The 22,635-nt window shown below is 42.5% G+C and carries 21 protein-coding genes; 16 read left to right on the top strand and 5 right to left on the bottom strand.

Annotation, left to right across the window (positions count from 1 at the left end; translation table 11 throughout):
- Window positions 1–13: 13 nt before the first annotated feature.
- Genes porK through porN form a run of 4 tightly spaced genes read left to right on the top strand, consistent with a single transcriptional unit; the run spans window position 14 to window position 4,467 of the window.
- Entirely contained in the window at window positions 14–1,108 is a 1,095-nt protein-coding gene (gene porK / locus ACYVAA_RS00315) for a T9SS ring complex lipoprotein PorK/GldK (protein WP_460537992.1), read from the top strand.
- A 45-nt stretch (window positions 1,109–1,153) separates the two neighbouring features.
- A complete protein-coding gene (gene porL / locus ACYVAA_RS00310) occupies window positions 1,154–1,954 on the top strand; it encodes a type IX secretion system motor protein PorL/GldL (protein ID WP_460537991.1) in 801 nt (266 codons plus the stop codon).
- Window positions 1,955–1,991: 37 nt separating this feature from the next.
- Window positions 1,992–3,593, top strand: a complete 1,602-nt coding sequence (gene porM / locus ACYVAA_RS00305) for a type IX secretion system motor protein PorM/GldM (protein WP_460537990.1) — start codon at window positions 1,992–1,994, stop codon at window positions 3,591–3,593.
- Window positions 3,594–3,645: 52 nt separating this feature from the next.
- The gene (gene porN / locus ACYVAA_RS00300; RefSeq protein WP_460537989.1) at window positions 3,646–4,467 is read left to right on the top strand and encodes a type IX secretion system ring subunit PorN/GldN; all 822 of its coding nucleotides are present in this window, start codon (window positions 3,646–3,648) and stop codon (window positions 4,465–4,467) included.
- Window positions 4,468–4,495: 28 nt separating this feature from the next.
- Here the strand turns inward: porN and uvrC are convergent, their stop codons facing one another.
- The 3 genes from uvrC to porW form a co-directional block, all read right to left on the bottom strand.
- Window positions 4,496–6,298, bottom strand: a complete 1,803-nt coding sequence (uvrC, locus tag ACYVAA_RS00295) for an excinuclease ABC subunit UvrC (RefSeq protein ID WP_460537988.1) — start codon at window positions 6,296–6,298, stop codon at window positions 4,496–4,498.
- A 75-nt stretch (window positions 6,299–6,373) separates the two neighbouring features.
- On the bottom strand, window positions 6,374–8,686 hold the full coding sequence (locus tag ACYVAA_RS00290) for a penicillin-binding protein 1A (protein WP_460537987.1): 2,313 nt from the start codon (window positions 8,684–8,686) through the stop codon (window positions 6,374–6,376).
- A 7-nt stretch (window positions 8,687–8,693) separates the two neighbouring features.
- Window positions 8,694–11,330: a type IX secretion system periplasmic lipoprotein PorW/SprE gene (gene porW / locus ACYVAA_RS00285; RefSeq protein ID WP_460537986.1), complete on the bottom strand. Its 2,637-nt coding sequence runs from the start codon at window positions 11,328–11,330 to the stop codon at window positions 8,694–8,696.
- 118 nt (window positions 11,331–11,448) lie between these two features.
- Between porW and ACYVAA_RS00280 the strand changes: the two genes are divergently transcribed.
- The 9 genes from ACYVAA_RS00280 to atpG all read left to right on the top strand — a co-directional run bounded on the left by ACYVAA_RS00280 (window position 11,449) and on the right by atpG (window position 18,442).
- Window positions 11,449–12,333: a M23 family metallopeptidase gene (locus tag ACYVAA_RS00280; protein ID WP_460537985.1), complete on the top strand. Its 885-nt coding sequence runs from the start codon at window positions 11,449–11,451 to the stop codon at window positions 12,331–12,333.
- A gap of 2 nt (window positions 12,334–12,335) precedes the next feature.
- Window positions 12,336–12,797, top strand: coding sequence for a bactofilin family protein (locus ACYVAA_RS00275; protein WP_460537984.1), 462 nt, complete (start codon window positions 12,336–12,338; stop codon window positions 12,795–12,797).
- A complete protein-coding gene (locus ACYVAA_RS00270) occupies window positions 12,745–12,987 on the top strand; it encodes an AtpZ/AtpI family protein (RefSeq protein WP_460537983.1) in 243 nt (80 codons plus the stop codon). Before ACYVAA_RS00275 ends, ACYVAA_RS00270 begins: the two co-directional genes overlap by 53 nt.
- 459 nt (window positions 12,988–13,446) lie before the next feature.
- Window positions 13,447–14,469 carry a F0F1 ATP synthase subunit A gene (atpB, locus tag ACYVAA_RS00265; RefSeq protein ID WP_460537982.1) on the top strand — a complete coding sequence of 341 codons (1,023 nt, stop codon included), beginning with the start codon at window positions 13,447–13,449 and terminating at the stop codon, window positions 14,467–14,469.
- Between the two features lie 34 nt (window positions 14,470–14,503).
- Window positions 14,504–14,761 carry an ATP synthase F0 subunit C gene (gene atpE, locus ACYVAA_RS00260; RefSeq protein WP_015264455.1) on the top strand — a complete coding sequence of 86 codons (258 nt, stop codon included), beginning with the start codon at window positions 14,504–14,506 and terminating at the stop codon, window positions 14,759–14,761.
- Between the two features lie 81 nt (window positions 14,762–14,842).
- The gene (locus ACYVAA_RS00255) at window positions 14,843–15,337 is read left to right on the top strand and encodes an ATP synthase subunit B family protein (RefSeq protein WP_460537981.1); all 495 of its coding nucleotides are present in this window, start codon (window positions 14,843–14,845) and stop codon (window positions 15,335–15,337) included.
- A 9-nt stretch (window positions 15,338–15,346) separates the two neighbouring features.
- Window positions 15,347–15,907 (top strand): F0F1 ATP synthase subunit delta, encoded by a 561-nt coding sequence (atpH, locus tag ACYVAA_RS00250; protein WP_460537980.1) that lies wholly within the window; start codon window positions 15,347–15,349, stop codon window positions 15,905–15,907.
- A 32-nt stretch (window positions 15,908–15,939) separates the two neighbouring features.
- Window positions 15,940–17,517 carry a F0F1 ATP synthase subunit alpha gene (gene atpA / locus ACYVAA_RS00245; RefSeq protein WP_460537979.1) on the top strand — a complete coding sequence of 526 codons (1,578 nt, stop codon included), beginning with the start codon at window positions 15,940–15,942 and terminating at the stop codon, window positions 17,515–17,517.
- A gap of 49 nt (window positions 17,518–17,566) precedes the next feature.
- On the top strand, window positions 17,567–18,442 hold the full coding sequence (gene atpG / locus ACYVAA_RS00240) for a F0F1 ATP synthase subunit gamma (protein WP_460537978.1): 876 nt from the start codon (window positions 17,567–17,569) through the stop codon (window positions 18,440–18,442).
- Window positions 18,443–18,506: 64 nt separating this feature from the next.
- Here the strand turns inward: atpG and lipA are convergent, their stop codons facing one another.
- Window positions 18,507–19,385 carry a lipoyl synthase gene (gene lipA / locus ACYVAA_RS00235; protein WP_460537977.1) on the bottom strand — a complete coding sequence of 293 codons (879 nt, stop codon included), beginning with the start codon at window positions 19,383–19,385 and terminating at the stop codon, window positions 18,507–18,509.
- A 59-nt stretch (window positions 19,386–19,444) separates the two neighbouring features.
- Complete coding sequence (locus ACYVAA_RS00230) at window positions 19,445–20,176, bottom strand: hypothetical protein (protein WP_460537976.1); 732 nt, start codon at window positions 20,174–20,176, stop codon at window positions 19,445–19,447.
- 68 nt (window positions 20,177–20,244) lie between these two features.
- Between ACYVAA_RS00230 and ACYVAA_RS00225 the strand changes: the two genes are divergently transcribed.
- The 3 genes from ACYVAA_RS00225 (at window position 20,245) to ACYVAA_RS00215 (ending at window position 22,629) form a co-directional block, all read left to right on the top strand.
- Window positions 20,245–20,649 carry an OsmC family protein gene (locus ACYVAA_RS00225; RefSeq protein WP_460537975.1) on the top strand — a complete coding sequence of 135 codons (405 nt, stop codon included), beginning with the start codon at window positions 20,245–20,247 and terminating at the stop codon, window positions 20,647–20,649.
- An 86-nt stretch (window positions 20,650–20,735) separates the two neighbouring features.
- Window positions 20,736–21,284 (top strand): RNA polymerase sigma factor, encoded by a 549-nt coding sequence (locus ACYVAA_RS00220; RefSeq protein ID WP_460537974.1) that lies wholly within the window; start codon window positions 20,736–20,738, stop codon window positions 21,282–21,284.
- Window positions 21,265–22,629, top strand: a complete 1,365-nt coding sequence (locus ACYVAA_RS00215) for a porin family protein (RefSeq protein ID WP_460537973.1) — start codon at window positions 21,265–21,267, stop codon at window positions 22,627–22,629. The genes ACYVAA_RS00220 and ACYVAA_RS00215 overlap by 20 nt, the downstream gene beginning before the upstream one ends.
- The last annotated feature ends 6 nt before the right edge of the window (window positions 22,630–22,635 follow it).

The raw sequence follows: 22,635 nt of genomic DNA, 5'->3' as shown, positions 1-22,635 counted from the left end.
TAAAGTGTCTTTTATGTATAGAAAAATGAACTCACGATTATTGACGGGAGTCGTGATGCTGCTGGCTTCGACGCTTTTGCAAAGTTGTGGCTTATTTGGAAGCAAAGGTTCTGCAAGCGAAAAAGCGAACAGGTCGGGAGAGGTAACAGGAGTGCCCAACCGAAGTGGCTGGCAACAGGTGTTGCCCCATGAAATGGTGCCGGTAAAGGCTGGGACTTTTTGGATGGGACAATCAGATGAGGATATCGCTGTCAGTAAATCCTCTCTGAACAGGCAAGTGACGATATCGGAATTTTATATGGATAAGTATGAAGTTTCAAATAATAAATATCGCCAGTTTTTAGAAGCTGTGAAAATGGGAGAATTGGCATTGTCTACTCCGACGACGCTCAAGGATCCACCGCAATTCAACATAGATGAGTTGCTTCCGGATACTACCGTTTGGTCTCAAAGTTTTACTCACCATTATGGCGATCCCCTAATGGAATATTATTTTGAGCACCCTGCATTTGATGATTATCCCGTTGTAGGTGTCAGCTGGGAGCAGGCCAAGAAGTTTTGTGAGTGGAAGTCCTACCATATGAATGCGAATGATAAGTCGGAATTCGATATGCCCCGCTTCAGGTTACCGTCTGAAGCTGAATGGGAATATGCTGCCAAAGGAGGAAAGGAAATCGCAAAATATCCTTGGGGAGGTCCCTACCTGAAAAACAGAAGAGGATGTTTGATGGCCAACTTCAAGCCTGGCCGTGGTAACTATATCGATGATGGCTTTGCTTACACGGCTCCAGTAGATGCCTATGCTCCCAATGGTTTTGGTTTGTATAATATGGCCGGGAATGTTTCAGAATGGGTGGAGGACGCCTATAATCCGGCCGGTAGTGCATTGACATGGGACATGGACCCCAGATATGAAGATGAGAACGAATCACGAAAGGTGGTTCGAGGAGGTTCATGGAAAGACATTTCCCATTATTTGGAAACCAGTACTAGAAGTTACGAGTATCAGGATATGAAATCTGCCCATATCGGATTCAGGACCGTGATGACATTTATCGGTAGGTCAGGGTCTATGGATGTAAGGGCATCAAGAAGAAGAGCTCGATAAATCACCAATTAATAACATTTAATCTAAACCAGACTTTTAATCTCTATGTCAAACAATGGAAATTCATTTACCCATAAGTTTTATGGTTCGATTATGCCTAAGATTTATGGAATCGGTGCTTCAGTAGTAATTTTGGGTGCCATGTTCAAAATATTGGATTGGCCGTTCGCCTCGTTGATGATCGGGCTGGGGCTATCTACAGAAGCAGTCATATTTTTCTTATCAGCTTTTGAGCCTAAGGCCAAGGAACTTGATTGGAGTAAGGTATATCCTGAACTGGAAGACAGTTCGGCTCCCGTTGCTCCGCGGAAAAACGGCGGTTCCAGCAATCACATTTCCCAAAAATTGGATAAAATGTTGGAGGATGCCAAAGTCGGTCCCGATTTGGTGGAAAGTTTGGGTAAAGGTCTGGAAAATTTGGCTAAGTCCACCGAGAAAATGGGATCTGTGGCTGATGCAGCACTGGCCACTTCTGAATATGCTGAAAACGTCAAGGTGGCTTCCAAAACGTTAGTGGATATCAATCAGTCTTATGGCAAAACTGCGGCGGCATTGACAGAAATGTCTTCAGCCTCTCAGGATGCCAAAGAATATCACGAACAAGTGGTGACTGTGACCAAAAACCTGTCGGCGCTGAATGCAGTTTATGAAATGGAATTGCAGGATGCCAATAGCCACGTGAAAGTTCTTAATAAATTCTATTCCAATGTGACAGCAGCTATGGAAGGTTTGAATGAGGCAGGAAAGGAAACTGAAACATTTAAAGCTGAACTGGCCAAGCTGAACAAAAACGTAAGCTCTCTCAACAACATCTATGGTGGTATGTTGACTGCCATGAGGGGCTAATGGTAATTTATTTTAGGACTGTAAATTAACTGGACATATGGCCCAAGCTAAAGAGACGCCAAGACAAAAGATGATCGGGATGATGTATCTCGTTCTGACTGCACTTTTGGCGTTACAGGTAAGTAATCAAATACTCCAAAAATTTATTTTGCTGAACGATGGTTTGGAGAGGACTTCGAAAAATTACATTCAGAAAAATGAATTTACGGTGAGTTCAATTCAAAGTACGGTGGAACAACAGGGGAACAACCCCAAGGATGTTCCTAAAGTAGCAGCTGCCCGTGAGGTGAGGGAGAAAACCGCGGAGGTTTTCCAATACCTGGAAGGGCTGAAGCAGGATTTGATCACTCAGTCCAATGCACTAAACGACGAAGGACAGTTCAAGAATAGTGCACTGAAGAATACCGACATTGCTGGAAATATCTTCAACAACAACAGAAAGGGGTATGAGATGCAGGAACGTCTGAATCAGTATCCCCAAGAAGTAGAAGCCATTTTGGGAGGTATAGGCGTGCCGCTCAAATTTGAGAAGATAGCCAAGGATGCTGATGAAATTGATATTTTCAAAAATGATCCTGATGTGAGTTATAAGGATTTTGTTAACCTCAATTTCGTGAAGTCTCCGATCGGTGCTGTGTTGGCCATTATCAGCCAATATGAAAATGAGGTGCTGAATATTGAAAGTGAGGCCCTTTCTGCAATAACAGGATCTCTGGGCTCGTTTTACTTTAAATCGGATATTTTCAAACCGATGGTGGCTGCAAATTCCAATATAGTAGCTGCAGGCACGAGGTTTGAAGGTAATCTGTTCATTGCCTCTTCATCTTCGTCAGCACAGCCTGCTATGTCTATTGACGGAAATGAAATCCCTGTGGTGGATGGTTTTGGACAAATAAGCTTCCCAGTCACTCCTGCGGGTAGTTATGATGACAGGGGCTTGGCCAAAAGAACCTTTAGAGGTGAGGTTTTGGTAAATATTGCTGGAGAGGACAGCCTATTGACCGTGGATTATGACTACTTCGTAGCTAATCCGACCATTGAGGTGACAGCTGAGGCCATTCAGCAGCTGTATGCAGAGTGTGCCAATGAATTGAGTATTAAGGTGCCTGCACTGGGCAACAGCTACGCGCCAGAATTTGCCATCACCAACGGTCAGGCCATTAAAGGAAGTAAGCCTGGTGATGTGACCATTATCCCTGGCAATTCAGGAAAAGTATCCATCGGTGTAAGTAGTGGCGGATCAAAGATTGGCACGAAGGTTTATGATATCAGACCGGTACCGGCACCAACAGTGAAGGCCTATGATGCAAGGGGAGAAATTGATGAAAGAACTCCTTACCCTGCTCCTGGTCCGTCACAGTTGATAGTAAGAGCCATTCCTGAGCCGACATTCGGAAGGACTATGCCTAAGGATGCTAAGTTTGAAGTGACTGGAGGAGTAGTTAAACTTCTTAGAAATGAGGTTCCGAGGGATGAGGTAAATATTAATGGAGAGAATGTTCCGATTAGGAACCTTTTGGCAGCTGCCAAAAGCGGCGATGCATTGGTCATTCAAATATCTGAAGTTACGAGAACTAACTTTAGAGGTAATAAAATTAGGAGTACCTACAATGATGTTATCAGGATACCAATAAAATAAGGGAAATTGGATTTGAGTAGGCTCTGAGGACAGGGAGATAAACGATATTGTTATGAAACTATTTAAAGAAATCTTTGGTACACTGCTTATTTTGATTGTCTCTTTTTTGGGGGGCAATGTGTTGGCGCAAGGGGGAGGAGCAACCAGTGTAGACCCCTATAGTAATGGCGATACGCGGTTTGAAGTGGACACGGTTTTTTCTGCACATCCCATCCGGGAGGATGATAAAATGTATCAGATAGGCGTTTGGCGCAGGATAGATCTGCGCGAGAAGTACAATCATCCGCTTTATGGTTCCGGAGATACTAAAAACAATGGAATCATCAACAGTATTTATAAAGCAGTAGTTGAGGAAAATGCCTTTCCTACCTTTGCCGATGAAGAGTTTAAAGAGGAACTACCTATTACCGATTTTCAATCCAATTTCTGGATTTCTGCCAATGGCGACAGCATCTTTGTGAAAAACCTTTACTACTTGGATTTCAAGGAAGACTTTATCTTTGACAAGCACCATTCTCAAGTAAGGTTTGATATCAAATACCTGGAACTGGTAATGCCTTCCCAAACTAATGCAAATGCAGGACAGAAAACCATTGCCTACATCAGGTACAAGGATTTTTATGAGTATTTTAAGGACCATCCTGAGGCAAAATGGATCAACTTTAAAAATAGATCGAAGAACTTATCGTACAGTCAGGCTTTTGATCTAAGGATGTTTAAATCGGTTGTTCGTAAATACTCTAATGCGGACGATGCCTTGATTGCTGATTTGGTCAATCCCGAAAATCCCAACGCTAATTTGCAAGCCTATCTCGATGGGTTAAAATTTGAATATGAACTCTTAGAGTTTGAAAACAGCCTCTGGGAGTGGTAATCATTTATAAAAAGGGCAGGTGACTTAGTTACATGCCCTCTATTTTTATAAATTCCATTATTTTTTTTGCTTTATGGACGCCTATAATCTCCGCCAACTCTTCTTCAGTAGCTTCTCTTATTTTGGTAACGGATTTAAAATGTTGGAGGAGCTTGTTGGTGGTTTGCGGCCCGATACCCTCTATTTGATCGAGCACGGTTTTAAAGGAACTCTTGCTTCGGACATCCCGGTGAAAAGTAATGGCAAAACGGTGAGCCTCGTCCCTTATGCGCTGGATCAGTCGTAATGACTCTGATTTTTTGTCGATATGTAGCGGGAAGGAGTCTTCCGGAAAATATATTTCTTCCAGTTTCTTGGCAATGCCAATAATGGGGATTTTACCATAAATCCCCAGGGATTTTAATGCTTCCACAGCTGCTGATAATTGGCCTTTACCGCCATCGATGACTATCAGTTTGGGCAAAGGTGTTTGTTCTTTCAGCAGCCGTGTATAGCGCCTTCCGACGATTTCAGTCATACTGGCAAAGTCATTGGGCCCTTCTACTGTTTTTATATGAAAATGACGGTATTCTTTTTTTGCGGGTTTGCCATCTAAAAAGCATACCATACTGGCAACGGGGAAGGCGCCTTGGATATTGGAGTTGTCAAAGCATTCTATATGGTCGGGTATTTCTTTTAATGAAAGGTCCTTTTGTAGCTGTGATAAAATTCTGTTTTTCTTCTCTTTGGCAACGCCGCTTGCGAGTATTTTTTCTTTCTTATAATACATGGCATTTTTCAGAGACAGCTCAACGAGTTTTCTCTTGTCGCCGATTTTTGGCACAGTCAGTTGTAGACCCTCAATGGGATTTTCCAGCTCTAAATTACTGATGATTTCTTTTGCATCGCTTTGAAATTGATCCTGAAGCCTGAAGATAGCGGTTAATAAAAGTTCCTCAGCGGTTTCGTCGAGTTTCTGTTTCAGCTCTACGGTCTTTGTGATATGTATGGCTCCGTTTTTAATTTTCAGGTAGTTTACAAATGCGTATTTCTCGTCCGTCACGATGGTAAATACATCCAAATTTGAAATGTGCGGGTTGGCCACCAAGGACTTGGCTTGGTACTTTTCCAATAGGTCAAGTTTTTCTTTGTATTTGTGCGCCACTTCAAATGCCAGATTTTCGGCAGCCTCCTGCATCCTGCTTTTGAAATAGGCTTTGGGGATACCAAGGTTTCCTTTAAGGATATTTTTAGCTTGGTCAATTTCCTTTAAGTAATCAGTTTCCGACTGTAGTGCTTCACATGGCCCGAGGCAATTTCCAATATGGTATTCCAGGCAGACTTTGTACTTCTGTTCTGCGATCTTATACGGGTTAAGGTCCAATTTACAGGTCCTAATAGTAAAGAGGGTCCGAATGAGTTCCAGTACATTATGCATGGCCCTTACGCTGGCAAAAGGACCATAGTAGGTTCCCTTGGAGGGGATGACTTTTCTGGTGGGATAAATTTGTGGAAAATGCTCTTTTGTCAGTAAGAGATAAGGGTATGTTTTATCGTCTTTAAGCAGGATATTGTATTTGGGCTGTGCTTTTTTGATCAGGTTGTTTTCAAGAAGAAGGGCGTCAAATTCAGAATTTACCATGGTAAACTCAATGCGACGGATTTCTTTGACCATTCTTTTGGTCTTTAAGTTGAGGTTGGCACTTTTGACAAAGTAGCTGGCGACCCTCTTTTTAAGACTCTTTGCTTTGCCAACGTAAATCAGCTTTCCCTCTTCATTAAAATATTTGTACACCCCCGGAGAGTCGGGAAGCTTATTGTATTCTTGTGGGCTATAGGAAGGACTTAACATATTAGCAAATATAAAAAAACAGCTCACTTGTGAGCTGTTTTCTGTTTATGGTTTCAAATAAGGTAAGTGTTATGGCTAGAAATCGTTACTTCGATGATCATAATCAAAGTCGGTAAATTCATCAGGTTGCAATTCATATTCCTGACAATTGAGTTCCACACTTAGGGGACGGTCTGGCTTTTCAAAAGGCCCTTTGGTGATGGCCAAGCTAGGATCATTATATACCTTGGTCATGTATTTGACCCAAATTGGCCTGGCTGTTCTAGCTCCTTGGCCGCTTATCCAGCTTCTAAAGTGAATAGCACGGTCATCTCCGCCTACCCATACGCCACTGACAAGGTCTTTGCTCAGTCCAATGTACCAGCCATCAGAGGCATTTTGTGTTGTGCCTGTTTTACCCCCCAGTTCGTTGTTTTCACGTAAGTGCATAGGGACACCTTGGCTGGTTCCACCGCGCTCATCATATCCCCCCTTAAGCATATGAAGCATCAGGTAGGCATGTTCTTCGCTCATGGCAGGCTTTTTCCTTGCTGGGAATTCGTGTAAAACATTGCCGTTTTTGTCTTCGATTCTGTCGATGTAGTATGGGGTGATGTGCTCTCCCTTATTGGCAAATGTACTCATGGCTCCAACCATTTCGAATATGGAAACATCACTGGTACCTAAGGCCAAAGCGGGTACCGGGTCCAGATCACTGGTAATGCCCAATCTATGGGCGGTTTCCACGACCACTTCAGGACTGATCTGTTTCATCATATAGGCCGTAATCGAATTGATGGATTGGGCCATAGCCTGCCTGATGGTCATTTTTTCGTACGTGAATTTCCCGTCGGCATTATCAGGTCTCCAGGTAGGCTGACCTGGGATATTGACTTCAACAGGCTGGTCCACTACAGTATAACATGGACTGTAGCCATTTTCGATGGCCGCGGCATAAACAAAAGGTTTAAAAGTCGATCCAGGTTGTCTTTTACCTTCTTTCACGTGGTCATATTTGAAATACTTGTGGTTAAGCCCGCCTACCCAAGCTTTGATATGGCCGGTTTGAGGATCCATCGATACAAAACCTGATTGAAGAAAGGTTTTGTAGTAACTTAGGGAATCCATCGAGCTCATTACCGTATCGATTTCTCCTTTTTCCCATGAAAAGACTTTCATTTTTTTCTTTTCATTGAGTTTTATCTTCACTGAGTCCGAGTCAGCTCCGTATTTATTGACCAAAACACGGTATGCTTCGGTTCTTTTGATCATGGTCTCTAGGAAATTGGGAATCACTTTACCATTGCTGTCAATCCATGGTTCCCGGCCTCTAAGTTCCTGCACAAATTTGGCCTGCAGTTCCTTCATATGCTCCTCAACAGCTTCTTCAGCATACTGTTGCAATCTGCTGTCGATGGTCGTATACACCCTAAGACCATCGCCAAATAGGTCATAAGGGGTGCCGTCTGCTTTAAGGTTTTCTTTGGTCCACTTGAGCAGGTCCGCTTTTACGATTTCCCTAAAATAGGTGGCCAGGCCCCTGTTATGGCTTTCTACCCTATAGTCCAGCTCAATGGGCATCGTTGCTACGGAGTCAAAGTCGGCTGATGTTATATAGCCGTACTTTTCCATTTGACCAAGCACCGTATTTCTTCTTCTTAGTGAATTTTCGGGGTTGTATACAGGACTGTAATAGGTGGGCGCTTTGAATAGCCCCACCAGAACAGCCGACTCCTGGACGTTTAAGTCTTTTGGGGTTTTGTTAAAAAATGTCCTTGCGGCTGTTTTGATCCCGTATGCATTACTTCCAAATTCGGAAGTGTTGAGGTACATGGTAAGGATTTCATCTTTGGTATAGGCTTTTTCCAGCTGGGTAGCCACTATCCATTCCTTGGTTTTGATGATCAGCATCCTGAGCCCAGGAATACCGCTTAGGGTACCTTGGCTCGCTGCCCCCCTCGTTTTAAAGAGGTTTTTGGCCGTTTGTTGGCTTAAGGTACTCCCTCCGCCTGAACTTCTCTGTCCCATGAGGATAGTTTTGAAAAGAACCCTCGCAAGCCCCTTAGGGTCTATACCCGAGTGTTCTTCAAATCGGATGTCCTCAGTGGCAACCAGGGCATTGATCAGATTGGGAGACAGCTCTTCGTATTTTACTGGGGAGCGGTTTTCCCTGTAGTATTTACCAAGCATCACACCATCAGAGGAATAAAGTTCTGAGGCAAGTTCATTTTCGGGGTTTTCCAAGGTTTTAAAGTCGGGCAAAGCACCGTACAGGCCTAGAAAGTCCACACTTACAGACCAGACGAAAATGACAAAGCTCAAAAGGCCTGCAAAGAAAATGAGCCAAAGTAACTTTATGATTTTACCGGTGGTATTCCAGCTTTTTTTAGTTGTGTTCTTCTTATTCATGGTGTTATCAATAGGAAGCTTTGTAAAAAGCTTCATACTCAGGAATGTCTTTTCTTTTGTTGAGCTGTTGGAAGTTTTCTAATGAGATGACAAAACTACTCTTTTTTATTTCCTCGGGTAATGCCTGTGACCTAAATTCTTTAAGGAACCGGTTCCGGTATTCACTGGCTTTTTCAGCATTGGTGAACGGACTCACCAATAATATCGATTCCTCCCTGGTGAAGTTTAAGTTGCCTGTCCTTAAACGTGAATTAGGGAAATTGTCGCTATGGAAATTTTCCAGATCAGCCGTTAGGTTTTTTGATTTTTCAATATGATCAGGATTGACTACCAATATAAATATATGTGTTTGTTCGTGGTTCAACTTATACACCTTCTTATTGGCCAGGCTGTCCGTTTCAATGGTTTGTGTGTTTGTTGGAGCGGCAGTGGCAAGGGTATCTGTTGATGATAATGGCGAGATATCGGCCAGATTCTTTTGACCTGTTTCTCCTGTCAAAACACTTAGCATATTCCTTGCCATATTTGTCAATTCAGCATTTTTTGTGCTGTTAATATATTGCTCCAAGCGTTTTTGGTATACCTTGGCATCTTCAGTTTTACCTGAAATCATGATGTCAAGTAAAAGCAGTTTTTCTGTAACAGCAGTCAAAGGATAGGTGTCCAGGGTGCTGCGTATAAGCTGACGGGATAGCCCAAACTCATTTTGGTGGTACAGTGAGTAGGCTTTGCTGTAGTTCTCAGCGGCATTTTTATTGGCAATGGTTCCTGATGTTTTGTCAATGGGGTTATTAACGGATTTGGTAAATGGTGAATCCGGATATTCACTGTTGAGCCTGCTGGCATAATATTCTGGTGCGCCTCCAATAGCTTCTTCTATTAGGAACAGGGTATAGTAGGTCTCCGGCTTTTTGTCGGATTGGGGATATCTTTGGATAAGCTCCTGAAGATATTCCTTGCCAAGAATGGGCTTGTTGAGATCAAAGAACAATACTTTTCCAAGCTCAAGATAGGAAGATTCCAGCTCCTTGTTCAGTTTTTTGATTTCTGCCTCAGACTTAGGGATATTGGACAATAAGGACTCTTTGCTCGGCAGGGATGAGATGACTTGATTGATATCATCGCCTTCATCTTCGACTGCGGTGGTCTGGTTTTCCTTAGAAAAACCGGAGCGGTCTTGAAAGCCACTGGCTTTTCTTCGCCAGTTGTCTGTCAGGGGGCGGTTCCCCCAATTTCTGAAAAAATCAATTTCGCCTTGTTGAACAGCGGTAGGGTTGTCAAAATAAAAGGAGCTGTTGGAATTATTGTCCCCCAAAGCCAAGAGATTGTCGAAGATGCTTGGGTTTTTCTTTTTTGTTTTCTTTTCAGCCTCGGCAAGCAATCTTTTTTCTTCCTCCTTAAGGTGGTTTTCTACGATTATGTTCTGTTCCTCAGGGGGCAGTTTACTTAGGAGTAATAAGCTGTCTTTTTCTTTAATGAATTCAAAATTGTAGGTGTACTTGTCCAATACCTCTTTTTCCTCTTCAAGGAACTTGAATAAAGGATCGGATGCAGTGAAAAACTGTAAGGCACTGTCGAGGTAGTATTTTGAGGACCGGTAGTCCTCCCGGTCGCTGAAGTAGATGTCGGCTAGTTTTTTATAGATATAGCCTTTTTGCTTTTCATTTTTGCTGTTTTCTTTCGCTGCCCGGTGAAGAAGATGGATGGCTTTGTCTGTTTCCTCCTGCTTTAATTCAAACAGCGCCTTTTCGTACAAAACCACATTTCGGAGGTCGATGTTTTTCCTATTGTCATAAAGCTCGTCATAATAAGCTCTGACTTTTTTGAGGTCTTTGCTTTTTTCAAGCTCCGCTACCTGCTGAGCATAGAGTTGTGCGAAAAAAGCCCTTTCATAAGGAGGATTTCCGGCGAGGGCATTTTGGTAATAGGAATGGGCAAGGGCATCAAAACCCTCATTTTGGTACAATTGTGCCAAAATAAAGTAGGTCCTTGATTTTTCTTTGGCATCACTGGAATACTCCATCATCTTTTCCAGAGCGGTAATCATTCCATTTTTTTCGTTTCTGACCTCATAGTAATAAGCCAGGGTTTTGTACAGCAGCTTTTTATTTTCTTTATTGATTTCAGGTTCCTTTGATAGGAAATCAATGACATAAACAGCCTCGTCGAATTTTCTTTGATCAATAAAAATCCGTAAAAGTTGTACGAGTGATTTGTGCCTTACTTCATTGTCCTTACTGTTTACATTGAGGTATTTAAAGGTATTGATGGCATCATCGGTGTTGCCTTCATAGTAGTCGATCAGCCCGATTAAATAGTAGCTGTCGTCTACCCAATTACTGATTTTATGCCAGTCAATGGCCTTGGCGGCTAATTCCCTCGCTTCTTCTAAGGTCTCCTGGTTTTTGTCCACAGTAGCCGAATCAATGGGCAAATAAACAGGAAGTACCCGGGAAAAATCTTCCCGGTAGCTATTGGCAAAGTCTGTTTCGGCCTCATTGATCTTTTCTTTGGCCAAAAAATAAGCGTTAAAATGGGCAGTTACATTATGGTACAATCGGTTGGTAAAAGTGTCCTTCTGAGATGAACACCCAACGACAGACAGGAAAAATACAATACCCAGTAGATAGCAAATCTTACTCACTTTTACATTTTTATATCCGTTATAGAACCCCAAATTAGTGCTTTTGATTCAATAATGTAAACGCTACGGATTAATATTATATTTTTGTATCTTATAGTTTGGTATAAACAACAAAAACTTGAATAGGCGACAAGGGATAAAAAGATGGATAGAAGACAAATACCTCTTTGTCATCAGGAGGGAGAAGGATTTTTCTGTCATTACCTCTTTATCCATTAGCAAAGTGAAAATAGGCTTGATCCTGGTTTTTGTCCTGCTTGTTTTTTTTGCGGTGGCCATGATCATGTCCAAGACGGTTTTGGCGAGCTGGTTTGACCCTGCTTATCAAGAGTCTGAAAACATGAAGAGGATTTATGCCCTATCCGAAACGGTCGACTCCCTTTTAGTGGAAGTACAGGCTAAGGACAGGTATCTGGAAAATATACAAAAAATCATTTCTGGTGAGTATGAGGCGGGAGCTGGTGTAGGAGTCAATGATTCTTTGGTTCAGGCCAATAATGGGGGCGTGTTCTCCCCGGGTGAAGTAGATCTTTATAAGAAAGGAGAGGCCACGAAAAGTGTGATAGATGAGTTTGAGTCCATGTCTCCGGATGAAAGGAGTTTTGAAAGGATTTCTACGGCCTCATTTACGGAAACCTACTTTTTCACCCCTTTGAAAGGGGTAGTGACCAGTGGTTTTGATTTGTCCACGGATCATTACGGGGTAGATCTGGTAACCGAAGAAAACGAACCGGTGAAGTCCGTGGCGGATGGTACGGTCATATGGGCAAGCTGGACCTTAGAGACAGGGAATGTGATTGCTGTGCAGCACTCCAATGAACTGATTTCAATTTACAAGCATAATTCGGTATTGTTAAAGTCGGTGGGGGAACCCGTAAGCGGAGGGGAAGTGCTTTCTGTAGTGGGGAATACAGGTGAGCAGACCACCGGGCAGCATCTTCATTTCGAATTGTGGTACAAAGGCAATCCGCTTAATCCCCAAGAATTTATAACCTTCGATTAATTATGTTTAGCAAAGGAGAAGAAAAAAAGTCTGTTGCCGAGATGGTGAATTCCAGCAACGTGATCGCTAGAGAAACCTTCATCAAAGGGGATATCACCACATCTGGTAATATCAGGATTGAAGGAAAGGTAGAGGGGACCTTAAGTTCCCAGAATAAAATTGTTATTGGGGATTCGGCTTCTTTGGAAGGAAATATTGAAGCCAGGGAAGCGGAGATAGCCGGGAACATTAAGGGAGTGGTGCGGTGCTCGGAAATTCTTTACCTTAAGGAAAGTGCGGTGATCGATGGTGACATTTACACCAAAAAGCTGGTCATAGAAAATGGTGCAGTGCTCAATGGATTGTGCAAAATGTCCCAAACAGAGGACAGCATTGGTTCAGGTAATGAAGAACAACTAAACGCGGAAATGAATGATGGAACAAGAGAGAAAACCCCTAAAGGAAAGGAAATCGTCTCAGAGTAGTTATCCTGAATACGTGAAGTATATGGGGCTGGCTTTCCAAATGTGTGCTATTATAGGTTTGGGAACATGGTTAGGCCTCAAAGTGCAAGAAAAAAGCCAGATGAAGTTTCCCGTTTGGCTTTTGCTTTTTTGCTTTCTCTCTATTGCCCTTGCTTTCTACAGTCTTTTTAAATCCTTAAAACAGGATTAACAGACCGGGGTAAGAATAAAAAAGTTATTTTTGTACCCAATAAATAACTTATAGAAATGAAAATCTTAAAATCGCATGTTGGGTCCTTGGTAATATTGACGGGGATAGTGGTGTTGTTGGTCTTTTTGATTCAGTATCTCATGCCGGACTGGGTGCATTCCCGGGTATGGCAGGTGATCATTTTTTACTTTGGTTTAATGTTGGTAAGCGGACAGCTTATTCAATTATTGTTAAAACAGTCGAAAGATAATTCTGTCAATATAGCGTTGGGCGCTACGGTATTCCGGTTTTTGGCCAGCTTGATTTTTATTGCTATTTGCTTATTTCTCAAAATAGACAATAAGATTTTGTTTTTTGCCAATTTTTTTGTGGTCTATTTGTTGTATTTGTTGTTTGATATATACAGCTTAATAACTAACTTGCGCCCTCATTCTAAGTAGGTCTATAATATTTGAGTTGATGTTTCGTAAGTTTCTGTGCATAAGCACCTTGTTGTCAGTGTTTTTAATGACGCTTTCAACTGCGACTTTTGCCTCATCCGAGGAAGGTGAAGAGAGTAAGACGGCTTTCATCATGCACCACATTAAGGATTCGCATGAATGGCATTTCGCAACTGTGGGGCATACCCATATCACTTTGCCTTTGCCGGTAATCATTTATTCTGCCGATAGGGGGCTGGAAGTCTATTCCTCTACGGATTTTCAGGATCATGAGACGCATAAATTTGGTGTTGAGCACAACGGGTATTACATCAACGAGCATGACAAGCTTCATGCGGTAGATGAGAGTAGGTCCTATGTGGATCTCTCGATCACTAAGAACGTAGCAATGCTTATAATTGTTTTCTTTGTGATTCTTTGGGTGATACTTTCCGCCGCCAAGAATTACAAGAAAAATCCAAGCGGTGCGCCAAAAGGGGTTGCTTCAATCATCGAGCCGATTGTGCTTTTTGTTCGTGACGAAGTGGCAAAGCCGAACATTGGTCCTAAATACAAGAAATTCACTCCTTATTTGTTGACCATATTTTTCTTTATCTGGATTGGTAACTTGCTAGGATTGGTTCCTGGTGCTGCCAACCTGACTGGAAACATTGCTGTAACGATGACGCTGGCTGTGTTTACCTTTTTTGCAACCAACCTAAATGGCAACAAGGATTACTGGAAGCACGTGGTGGCTACTCCTGGAGTTCCTTTACCGTTGTTGATAGTAATCGTTCCTGTTGAAATTATCGGTTTGTTTACCAAGCCATTTGCCTTGATGGTCCGGCTTTTTGTCGCGATCACTGCGGGGCACATTGTGATCCTTAGCTTTATTGGTTTGATCTTCGTGTTTGAATCTTATGCTGTAGGGGTGGCAAGTACGGTAATGGTAGTGTTTATCAATTTGATAGAACTATTGGTAGCAACCATTCAGGCGTATGTATTTACCTTGTTCTCTGCGATGTACATTGGTTCAGCGGTAGCAGAACATCATGATCATTAAATTTCTTTGTTCAATTTATAAATAAATAACACGTATGTTAACTTCATTATTGTTGTCTGCTGGCCTAGCACTTTTGGGTGCAGGTATCGGTGCTGGTATTGTAGCGATAGGCGCAGGACTTGGTATCGGTAGAATCGGTGGTCAGGCTATGGAAGGTATTGCAAGACAACCTGAAGCAGCTGGTAAAATCCAAACTGCCATGTTGATTATTGCAGCCCTTATTGAAGTGGTTTCCCTGTTTGCAGTGGTAGTTTGTCTACTTATTGCTCTTAACGAGAACATCACTTTCTAAGAAGTGCAAAGATCAGGGGATGGACGCTAGGTTCGTCCCCTCCTTTATCATTTGAACAAAACAGATTAAAACTTTATACAGATGGATCTTATTATACCGGGTTCTGGATTAATCATTTGGCAAATTATTGGTTTCGGGATATTGTTGATTATCCTGGGTAAATTTGCCTGGAAACCAATTCTTTCTGCTCTGGACGAGCGGGAGAATGCCATTGAGGGAGCTTTGAAAGCTGCCGAAAATGCAAGAAATGAAATGGCTAACCTTAAAGCTGAAAACGAAAAGTTACTTCAGGAAGCAAGGTTGGAAAGAGATCGTATTTTGAAATCAGCCAATGAAACTTCTGTCAAGCTTATCGAAGAGGCGAAAGCAGAGGCTTCAAAAGCAGGTTCAAAGATGATTGAAGATGCGAAAGCAGTAATTGAAACAGAGAAAAAGGCAGCTTTGACTGAGGTAAAAAACCAAGTGGCTTCGTTGGCACTGGACGTTACAGAGAAATTGTTGCGTAAGAGCCTCAATACAGAAAAAGAGCAGAAGGAGTTGGTAGCAGAGTTTGTAAAAGATCTTAAGTTAAATTAATCAAAGCAAATGTCAGTAAAAAGAGTTGCTTCTCGATATGCCAAGTCTTTGTTGGAATTGGCAGTGGAAAAAGGAATACTGCAGGAAGTGCATGAGGATATGCAGCAGTTGTCTTCAGTGGTAGCGGCCAACAGGGATTTTGCCTTATTGCTAAAAAGCCCGATTTTAAAATCCGAACTTAAAGCGAAGGTGATTAAAGAGGTCTTTGCAAAAAGTGCCCAAGAGCTTACCCTGTCCTTTTTTCAAATTGTTTCCAGAAAGAAAAGAGAGGATATTTTAGCTGATATCGCAAGAGAATTCCATGCGCTTTATAATGCACATGAGGATATCCAAGTGGCAGAGGTGACCACGACTTTTGAAATCGATGACAGTATGCGTCAGACCTTTGCTGAAGCAGTAAAGGAGATTTCAGGAAGGTCAAAAGTATCCTTGATCGAGAAGATTGACAAAAATATTATCGGTGGTTATATCCTGAAGGTCAATGACCGACAGTTGGACGAATCAATGAGCAGCAAGCTAAGGGCTCTAAGGGTTCAGTTCTCCACTAACCATTACGAGAAACAAATCTAAATTAAGCAGAAACTATATAACTATATCTAAGAATGGCAGAAGTAAGACCTGATGAAGTTTCGGCGATATTGAGAGAGCAGCTCTCAGGCGCTAAAACTGAAGCTGAACTGGAAGAAGTAGGGACTGTCCTACAAGTTGGTGACGGTGTGGCCCGTATTTATGGGCTGACCAAGGCTCAAGCTGGTGAGTTGCTGGAGTTTGAAAACGGACTCAAGGCAATGGTGCTTAACCTGGAAGAAGACAATGTAGGTGCGGTACTTTTCGGTGATTCCAAGGAAGTGAAAGAAGGGGATACCGTAAAAAGAACCAAGCAGATTGCTTCGATCAAAGTAGGTGAAAGTATGCTGGGCAGGGTAGTGGATACTTTGGGACAGCCAATTGATGGTAAAGGTCCTTTGGAAGGAAATCTTTACGATATGCCTTTGGAACGTAAAGCTCCAGGTGTAATCTACCGTCAGCCAGTAAATGAGCCGCTTCAGACAGGTATCAAATCTATCGATGCCATGATTCCAATCGGAAGAGGGCAAAGAGAATTGATCATTGGTGACCGTCAGACAGGTAAAACTGCCGTGGCCATTGATACCATTCTTAACCAAAAAGAATTTTATGACAGAGGAGAAGCTGTATTCTGTATCTATGTAGCCATCGGTCAGAAAGCTTCTACAGTAGCAGGTGTTGTAGCCGCTTTGGAAAAAGGTGGAGCGCTTCCATACACTGTAGTAGTTTCAGCTTCTGCAGCTGATCCTGCTCCAATGCAGTTCTTTGCTCCGTTTACCGGTGCTGCTATCGGTGAATTTTTCAGAGACACCGGCCGTCCTGCTTTGGTGGTTTATGATGACTTATCTAAGCAAGCAGTAGCCTACCGTGAAGTTTCTCTTCTTTTGAGAAGACCTCCGGGACGTGAAGCTTATCCGGGTGACGTATTCTATCTTCACTCAAGATTATTGGAAAGAGCTGCGAAAATCAACTCTTCTGACGCTATCGCCAAGGAGATGAACGACCTTCCAGAGTCTATCCGTCCGTTGGTGAAAGGGGGAGGATCATTGACTGCACTTCCTATCATCGAAACACAAGCAGGTGACGTTTCTGCATATATCCCAACCAACGTAATTTCAATTACGGATGGCCAGATTTTCTTGGAGACCAACCTGTTCAACGCAGGTATCCGTCCGGCCATTAACGTAGGTATTTCCGTATCTCGTGTAGGAGGTAATGCACAGATCAAATCAATGAAGAAAGTATCCGGTACCTTGAAACTGGATCAGGCTCAGTTCCGTGAATTGGAAGCTTTTGCCAAGTTTGGTTCTGATTTGGATGCTACTACTAAAAGAACCATCGAAAGAGGTCGTAGAAACCAGGAAATCCTAAAACAAAACCAATACTCTCCTGTAAGAGTAGAACTTCAGGCGGCTATCATTTACGCTTCTACCAAAGGTTTGATGGATAGCGTACCTGTAGAAAAGGCCAGAGAGTTTGAAAAAGAGTATTATACGCTGTTGACTACTCAGTACCAAGATGCCCTTACTGCACTTAAGAAAGGTGACTTGGACGGAGCCGGTAAATTGTTGGAAAAAGCAGCTAAAGAACTTACACCTAAGTACGCAAAATAAATCATACATCCTCCCTCCATAAATGAGGGAGGATCTACTACTAGTAAATATGGCTAACTTAAAGGAAGTAAAAGAAAGGATTAACTCCGTAGTTTCTACACAGCAAATCACCAAAGCAATGAAAATGGTGGCTGCGGCAAAACTTAGGAGAGCCCAGGACAAAATAATCCAAATGCGTCCTTATTCTCAGAAGCTAACTGCCATTCTTAATAATGTTTCTTCTGAAAATGAGGGTAGCAGCGATCTGGTATATGCAGAAAAACGCGAAGTGAAGAATGTACTGATTGTTCCTGTGACTTCTGATAAAGGACTTTGCGGTGCTTTTAATGCCAACGTTCTTAAGGCAACTTCTGCAGCTATCAGTACCGAATACGCGGATGCGAATGTCACTGTACTTCCTTTAGGAAAGAAAGCTTACGATACCTTTAAGAAGCGTGAGTTTGCTTTGGTAGGGGATTACTACCAAGTGTTTACCGATTTATCTTTTGAAAAGGTAAGAGAAGCCGCTGAATTTGCGATGGATAGCTTTGTGGAAGGTAAGTTTGATAAAGTCGTTTTGGTATACAATGAATTCAAGAATGTTGCTACCCAGATTTTGAGAAATGAGCAGTTCCTTCCTATGGAAAAGGATGCTTCTGATCAAGAAGTAAGCACGACGAATGTAGACTATATCATGGAGCCTTCCAGGGATTATATCATTCAAGAGTTGGTGCCTACTTCCCTTAAAATTCAATTTTATAAAGCGGTTCTTGAGAGTAATGCTTCAGAGCATGGTGCACGAATGACAGCGATGGATAAAGCCACTGAAAATGCGGGAGAGCTTTTGAAAGAATTGCGTTTGATGTACAACAGAACGCGGCAGGCTGCCATTACCAATGAAATCCTTGAGATTGTTGCTGGAGCGGAAGCTCTTGGAAGTAACTAATACAATATAAAGAGTATTAACAAAAAAAACTCTCTTGGTCTTGACCAAGAGAGTTTTTTTTGTTTTAGACGTTGACGTGTCTTTCGGCATGGTAAGATGATCTTACCAATGGGCCGGATTCTACATATTTCAAACCACGTTTTAGCCCTTCTTCCCTATACAGGTCAAATAGATCAGGATGGATGAATTCAGCTACTTCTATGTGCATTTTTGTAGGCTGTAAGTACTGCCCCAAGGTTAAAATGTCACACCCGTGTTCCGCCAGATCGTCCATGGCTTTGAAAACTTCTTCTTTCTTCTCCCCCAGTCCTAACATGATGCCGGTTTTGGTCCTTTTACCGTATTCCTTGGTAAGCTTGATTTGCTCCAAAGACCTTTTGTACTTGGCCTGTGGTCTCACCCTTCTATAGAGGCTTTCTACTGTTTCCATATTGTGAGAAACGACTTCCTGCCCGCCATCGATCATGCGGTAGAGTGCATCCCAACTTGATTTTACATCCGGGATAAGGGTTTCAATGGTGGTTTCTGGAGAAAGTTTCTTGGTCTCAACTACCGTTTGATACCAGATTTCCGCACCGCGGTCTTTCAGTTCATCCCTGTTTACCGAGGTGATAACCGCATGTTTTACGCCCATCAGTTTGATGGCCTCAGCCACCCTTCTTGGCTCATCTTGATCGTATTCTGGTGGCCTTCCGGTAGCTACTGCGCAAAAAGAGCATGATCGAGTACACACGTTGCCCAAGATCATAAAAGTAGCTGTGCCTGCTCCCCAACATTCCCCCATATTGGGACAATTGCCACTTTCACAAATGGTATGGAGCTTATGCTCATCTACAAGCTTTCTTACTTTGGCGTATTCTTTCCCTACGGGAAGTTTTACCCTCAACCAATCTGGTTTTTTACGCTTTTTAGACTCCTCGGAAATTACTGGTAGTTCAATCATCTCATTATCTTAACTTAATGCGAAATTACTGTTTTAGACTGGTAAAACCAATTTGTGGGTTATTTCCTAAACCCGTAAAACAGCGTGAAGTAAACGGATTGAAAAAATTGCCGGTTTTCAGTAGTGGGCATTAATTCAATTTCTTTAGTAAAACCCTCGAGCTGGTATCCTAGTTCCACTCCCGTTACATTTGATTTGAAAATCCCGAATTCAAAAGACAGTGCGGCCTTCGCATTAGCACCAATGGCAAGTTCAGACTCACCAATCCCCTCAAATAATCGGCCTGGACCCAGAAAGAAAGAGCGTGTGGTATGAAGTTCCGGATCGTATTGTTGCCTTGTGCTTTCTGAGCGACTAGTGGCATATTCGATGTAGTAAGGGGCGATCAGGCCAAAGGTGGGCCCGATAGCTGAAAGTACAGATACCTGAACCCCTTTTTGTGGGGCTTTTTTGAACAGGATCAGCTCTCTTCCATACTGGGGTCTTATGCTGTAAAGGTAGTTGGATTTGCCAAGTATATAGCTATTCCCGAAAGCAGTTGTTTCTCGGTATTCTTTTGGGTTTTTGACATTTGCCAGTTCCAAAGAAAAGAACTGGAAGTTGGTTTCGGTGATCCTGTTGCCTATTTTAAGGTATAGACCACCTATGAGGCCACCGTTTGTGTTTTTATTGACGCCGAAAAGCACTTCTTTGTCATAATCATAATCGCCCGCTTCGCGCCCCTGCGCCAACAAAAATTGCGGAACAGCCCACAGTAATAAAATGAATAGATATTTTGTTCCTTTTGTCATATTTCCTAAGGAATTTAACGCTAATTTTACCTTATAAGTTAATAAACTTCAGCTAAAAATAAAGGTTTATGCCAACTATAAAAAGCAGCTATATTGGAAATCTTCGTACCCGTTCTGAGCATGTTCAGTCTGGTAACCAAATTATTTCTGATGCCCCTGTGGACAATAACGGAAAAGGAGAGGCCTTTTCACCTACTGATCTGGTAGCTTCTGCATTGGGAAGCTGTATGGTCACCATTATGGGGATTGTGGCCGATCGTGATGGGCTGCAGTTGGAAGGATTGACTTGGGAAGTTACCAAGGTAATGGATAGTAACCCTAGAAGGATCAAAGAGATTATGGTGGATTTTACTTGGGAGAAGCCATTTGAAGATGAAAAACTCCGGCAGAAGTTGAAAAATGCGGCATTGACCTGTCCTGTAGCTTTAAGCCTTTCGAAGGATATCAAACAGACAGTGTCATTCAATTTTTAAAAATGTCAATTTTTTTTACCCAATTGTAGCATTTTTTCAACTGCTGTCGTCTTGGAAGTGAGCATAGCATATAAAAAACCATTCAATTGGATCAATACCTAATTCGAGAAGCAAAAGAGGGTAATCCCAAAGCTTTGGAGAGGCTGTATAAGCATTTCTATGGTTATGCTATGAGCATTTCTCTGCGCTATTCCAACTCCAGAGAGGAAGCCTGTGAAATCGTCAATGACAGTTTTATGAAGGCCTTCGATAAACTGGAACAGTACGCGGATAATAATTCATTCAAAGCATGGTTTAGAAGGATCGTGATCAACACTTCTATCGATTATTACAGAAAAAATGTAAAACACTATGCTGTAATGGACATTGAAAAGGCCAGTGCCGAGACCTATGATCCGAATATAGTGGATGAACTCTCCAAAGAGGACATCCTCGTAGTGCTTAGGGATCTTCCGGAAGTAATGAGGATGATCTTTAATATGTACGAAATTGAGGGGTATAGCCACAAGGAAATCGGGGAGAGGTTGGATATTCCTGCCAGTACCAGCAGGACTTATCTGGCAAGGGCGAAACAGCGATTAAGGGACCAGATTACTGAACTAAATAGGATAAAGGATGAAGGAGCAGTTCGATAAAAGACTTGTGGAGAAGATCAAGGACTCCTTCGATCGCCACGAAGAGGCCTTTGATCCTGTTCAGTGGGAGAAGTTTTCCCAAGCATATCTGAGCAAGCCAAGGAAGCAAAGAAAAATGGCTTATTGGCCTTTCTGGATATCCGGAGTCGCAGCCTCATTATTGTTGGTGTTTTTGTTCTTCCCTTTTGAAAAGGAGATTGAACAGGGTGTGTCAACATTGAAGGGGAATATTGCGACTAAAAGCAAGTCTCTTGACCATATATCAAAACCAAGTGAAGGACTTGCAGAAAGGTACAGACCTGATGAGGCTGGAAAAAATAAGGTTGTTAGACCACTTGATGACCTTGCTGTCGATCAAGCAGTGGTAAATACCGAGACGAAATCAAGTGAGCGAGAAATGTATGAGGCGATTCAGACGGGTAAGGATACAGGTTTTGACGGAATCATCGTACTTGATGATAGAGCCCCTTCTCTAGAGCTGCCTGCCCATAACATTGTGCCCTTGAATGGGGAGTCGGCTGCTTCTGAAGGCAATGGGTTTGTAGTGCAGCGACCTTCAGAAACCATGGATGAAAATGCTGCTAAAAATTGGGTGGAAGATTGGAAAAATGGTCAAGACCCGGGGAAGAGTACTGGATCATCCGAGACCGTCGTTAAGAATGAGCGGGCAAAAAATCCATTCCGTTTAGGGGTAATGGGAGGCCCCCAGGCAGCATCAAACCCGGTTTCAGGGATGCAATTCGGAGGAGGTTTGGTATCGGAGTTTTCTCTCAGTGATAAATTAAAACTGGATATAGGGCTTACCTATGCCCAACAACGTATGGAGCCTAATAGGGAATCGAAGCTGCCGGAGGCCATGACGCTGAGGTCTGCAAATGCCATGGAGACTGCCTCTTCTTTTACCAATAATTATCTGGGGTCAGAATATACCTTCAGTTATTCTGGCTTGGATATCCCTGTGAACTTAAAGTACAAGGTGATGGATAAGTCCAATGCCAACCTTTACCTGATCACAGGGCTGTCAAGTATGGTGTATTTTGATCAGGAAGGAAGGGAGACATTTTCTGTGGAATCCAGGTTCTCTTCAGATTTTACGGGGGCTTTGCAGTTCACTGAATCCATTCAACAATATACTGAGGAATACGCCCCAGGCGAAGGAGACTCCAATGTCGATTTGGGCAAGATGCTTAACCTTTCCTTTGGGTATGAATATAACCTAAAGAACGGGACATTTATTTCTATAGAGCCGTATTATAAGCTGCCGCTGGGCGATTTGACTTTTACCAACCAGCAGTTTTCCATTGGAGGGCTTAACTTGAGAATGAATTTTCAATTCAAAAAGTAATAAACT

Source organism: Echinicola sediminis, assembly GCF_054777495.1.
Note: the sequence above shows the minus strand (reverse complement) of the source record. Positions and strands in the feature narration are given on the sequence as shown.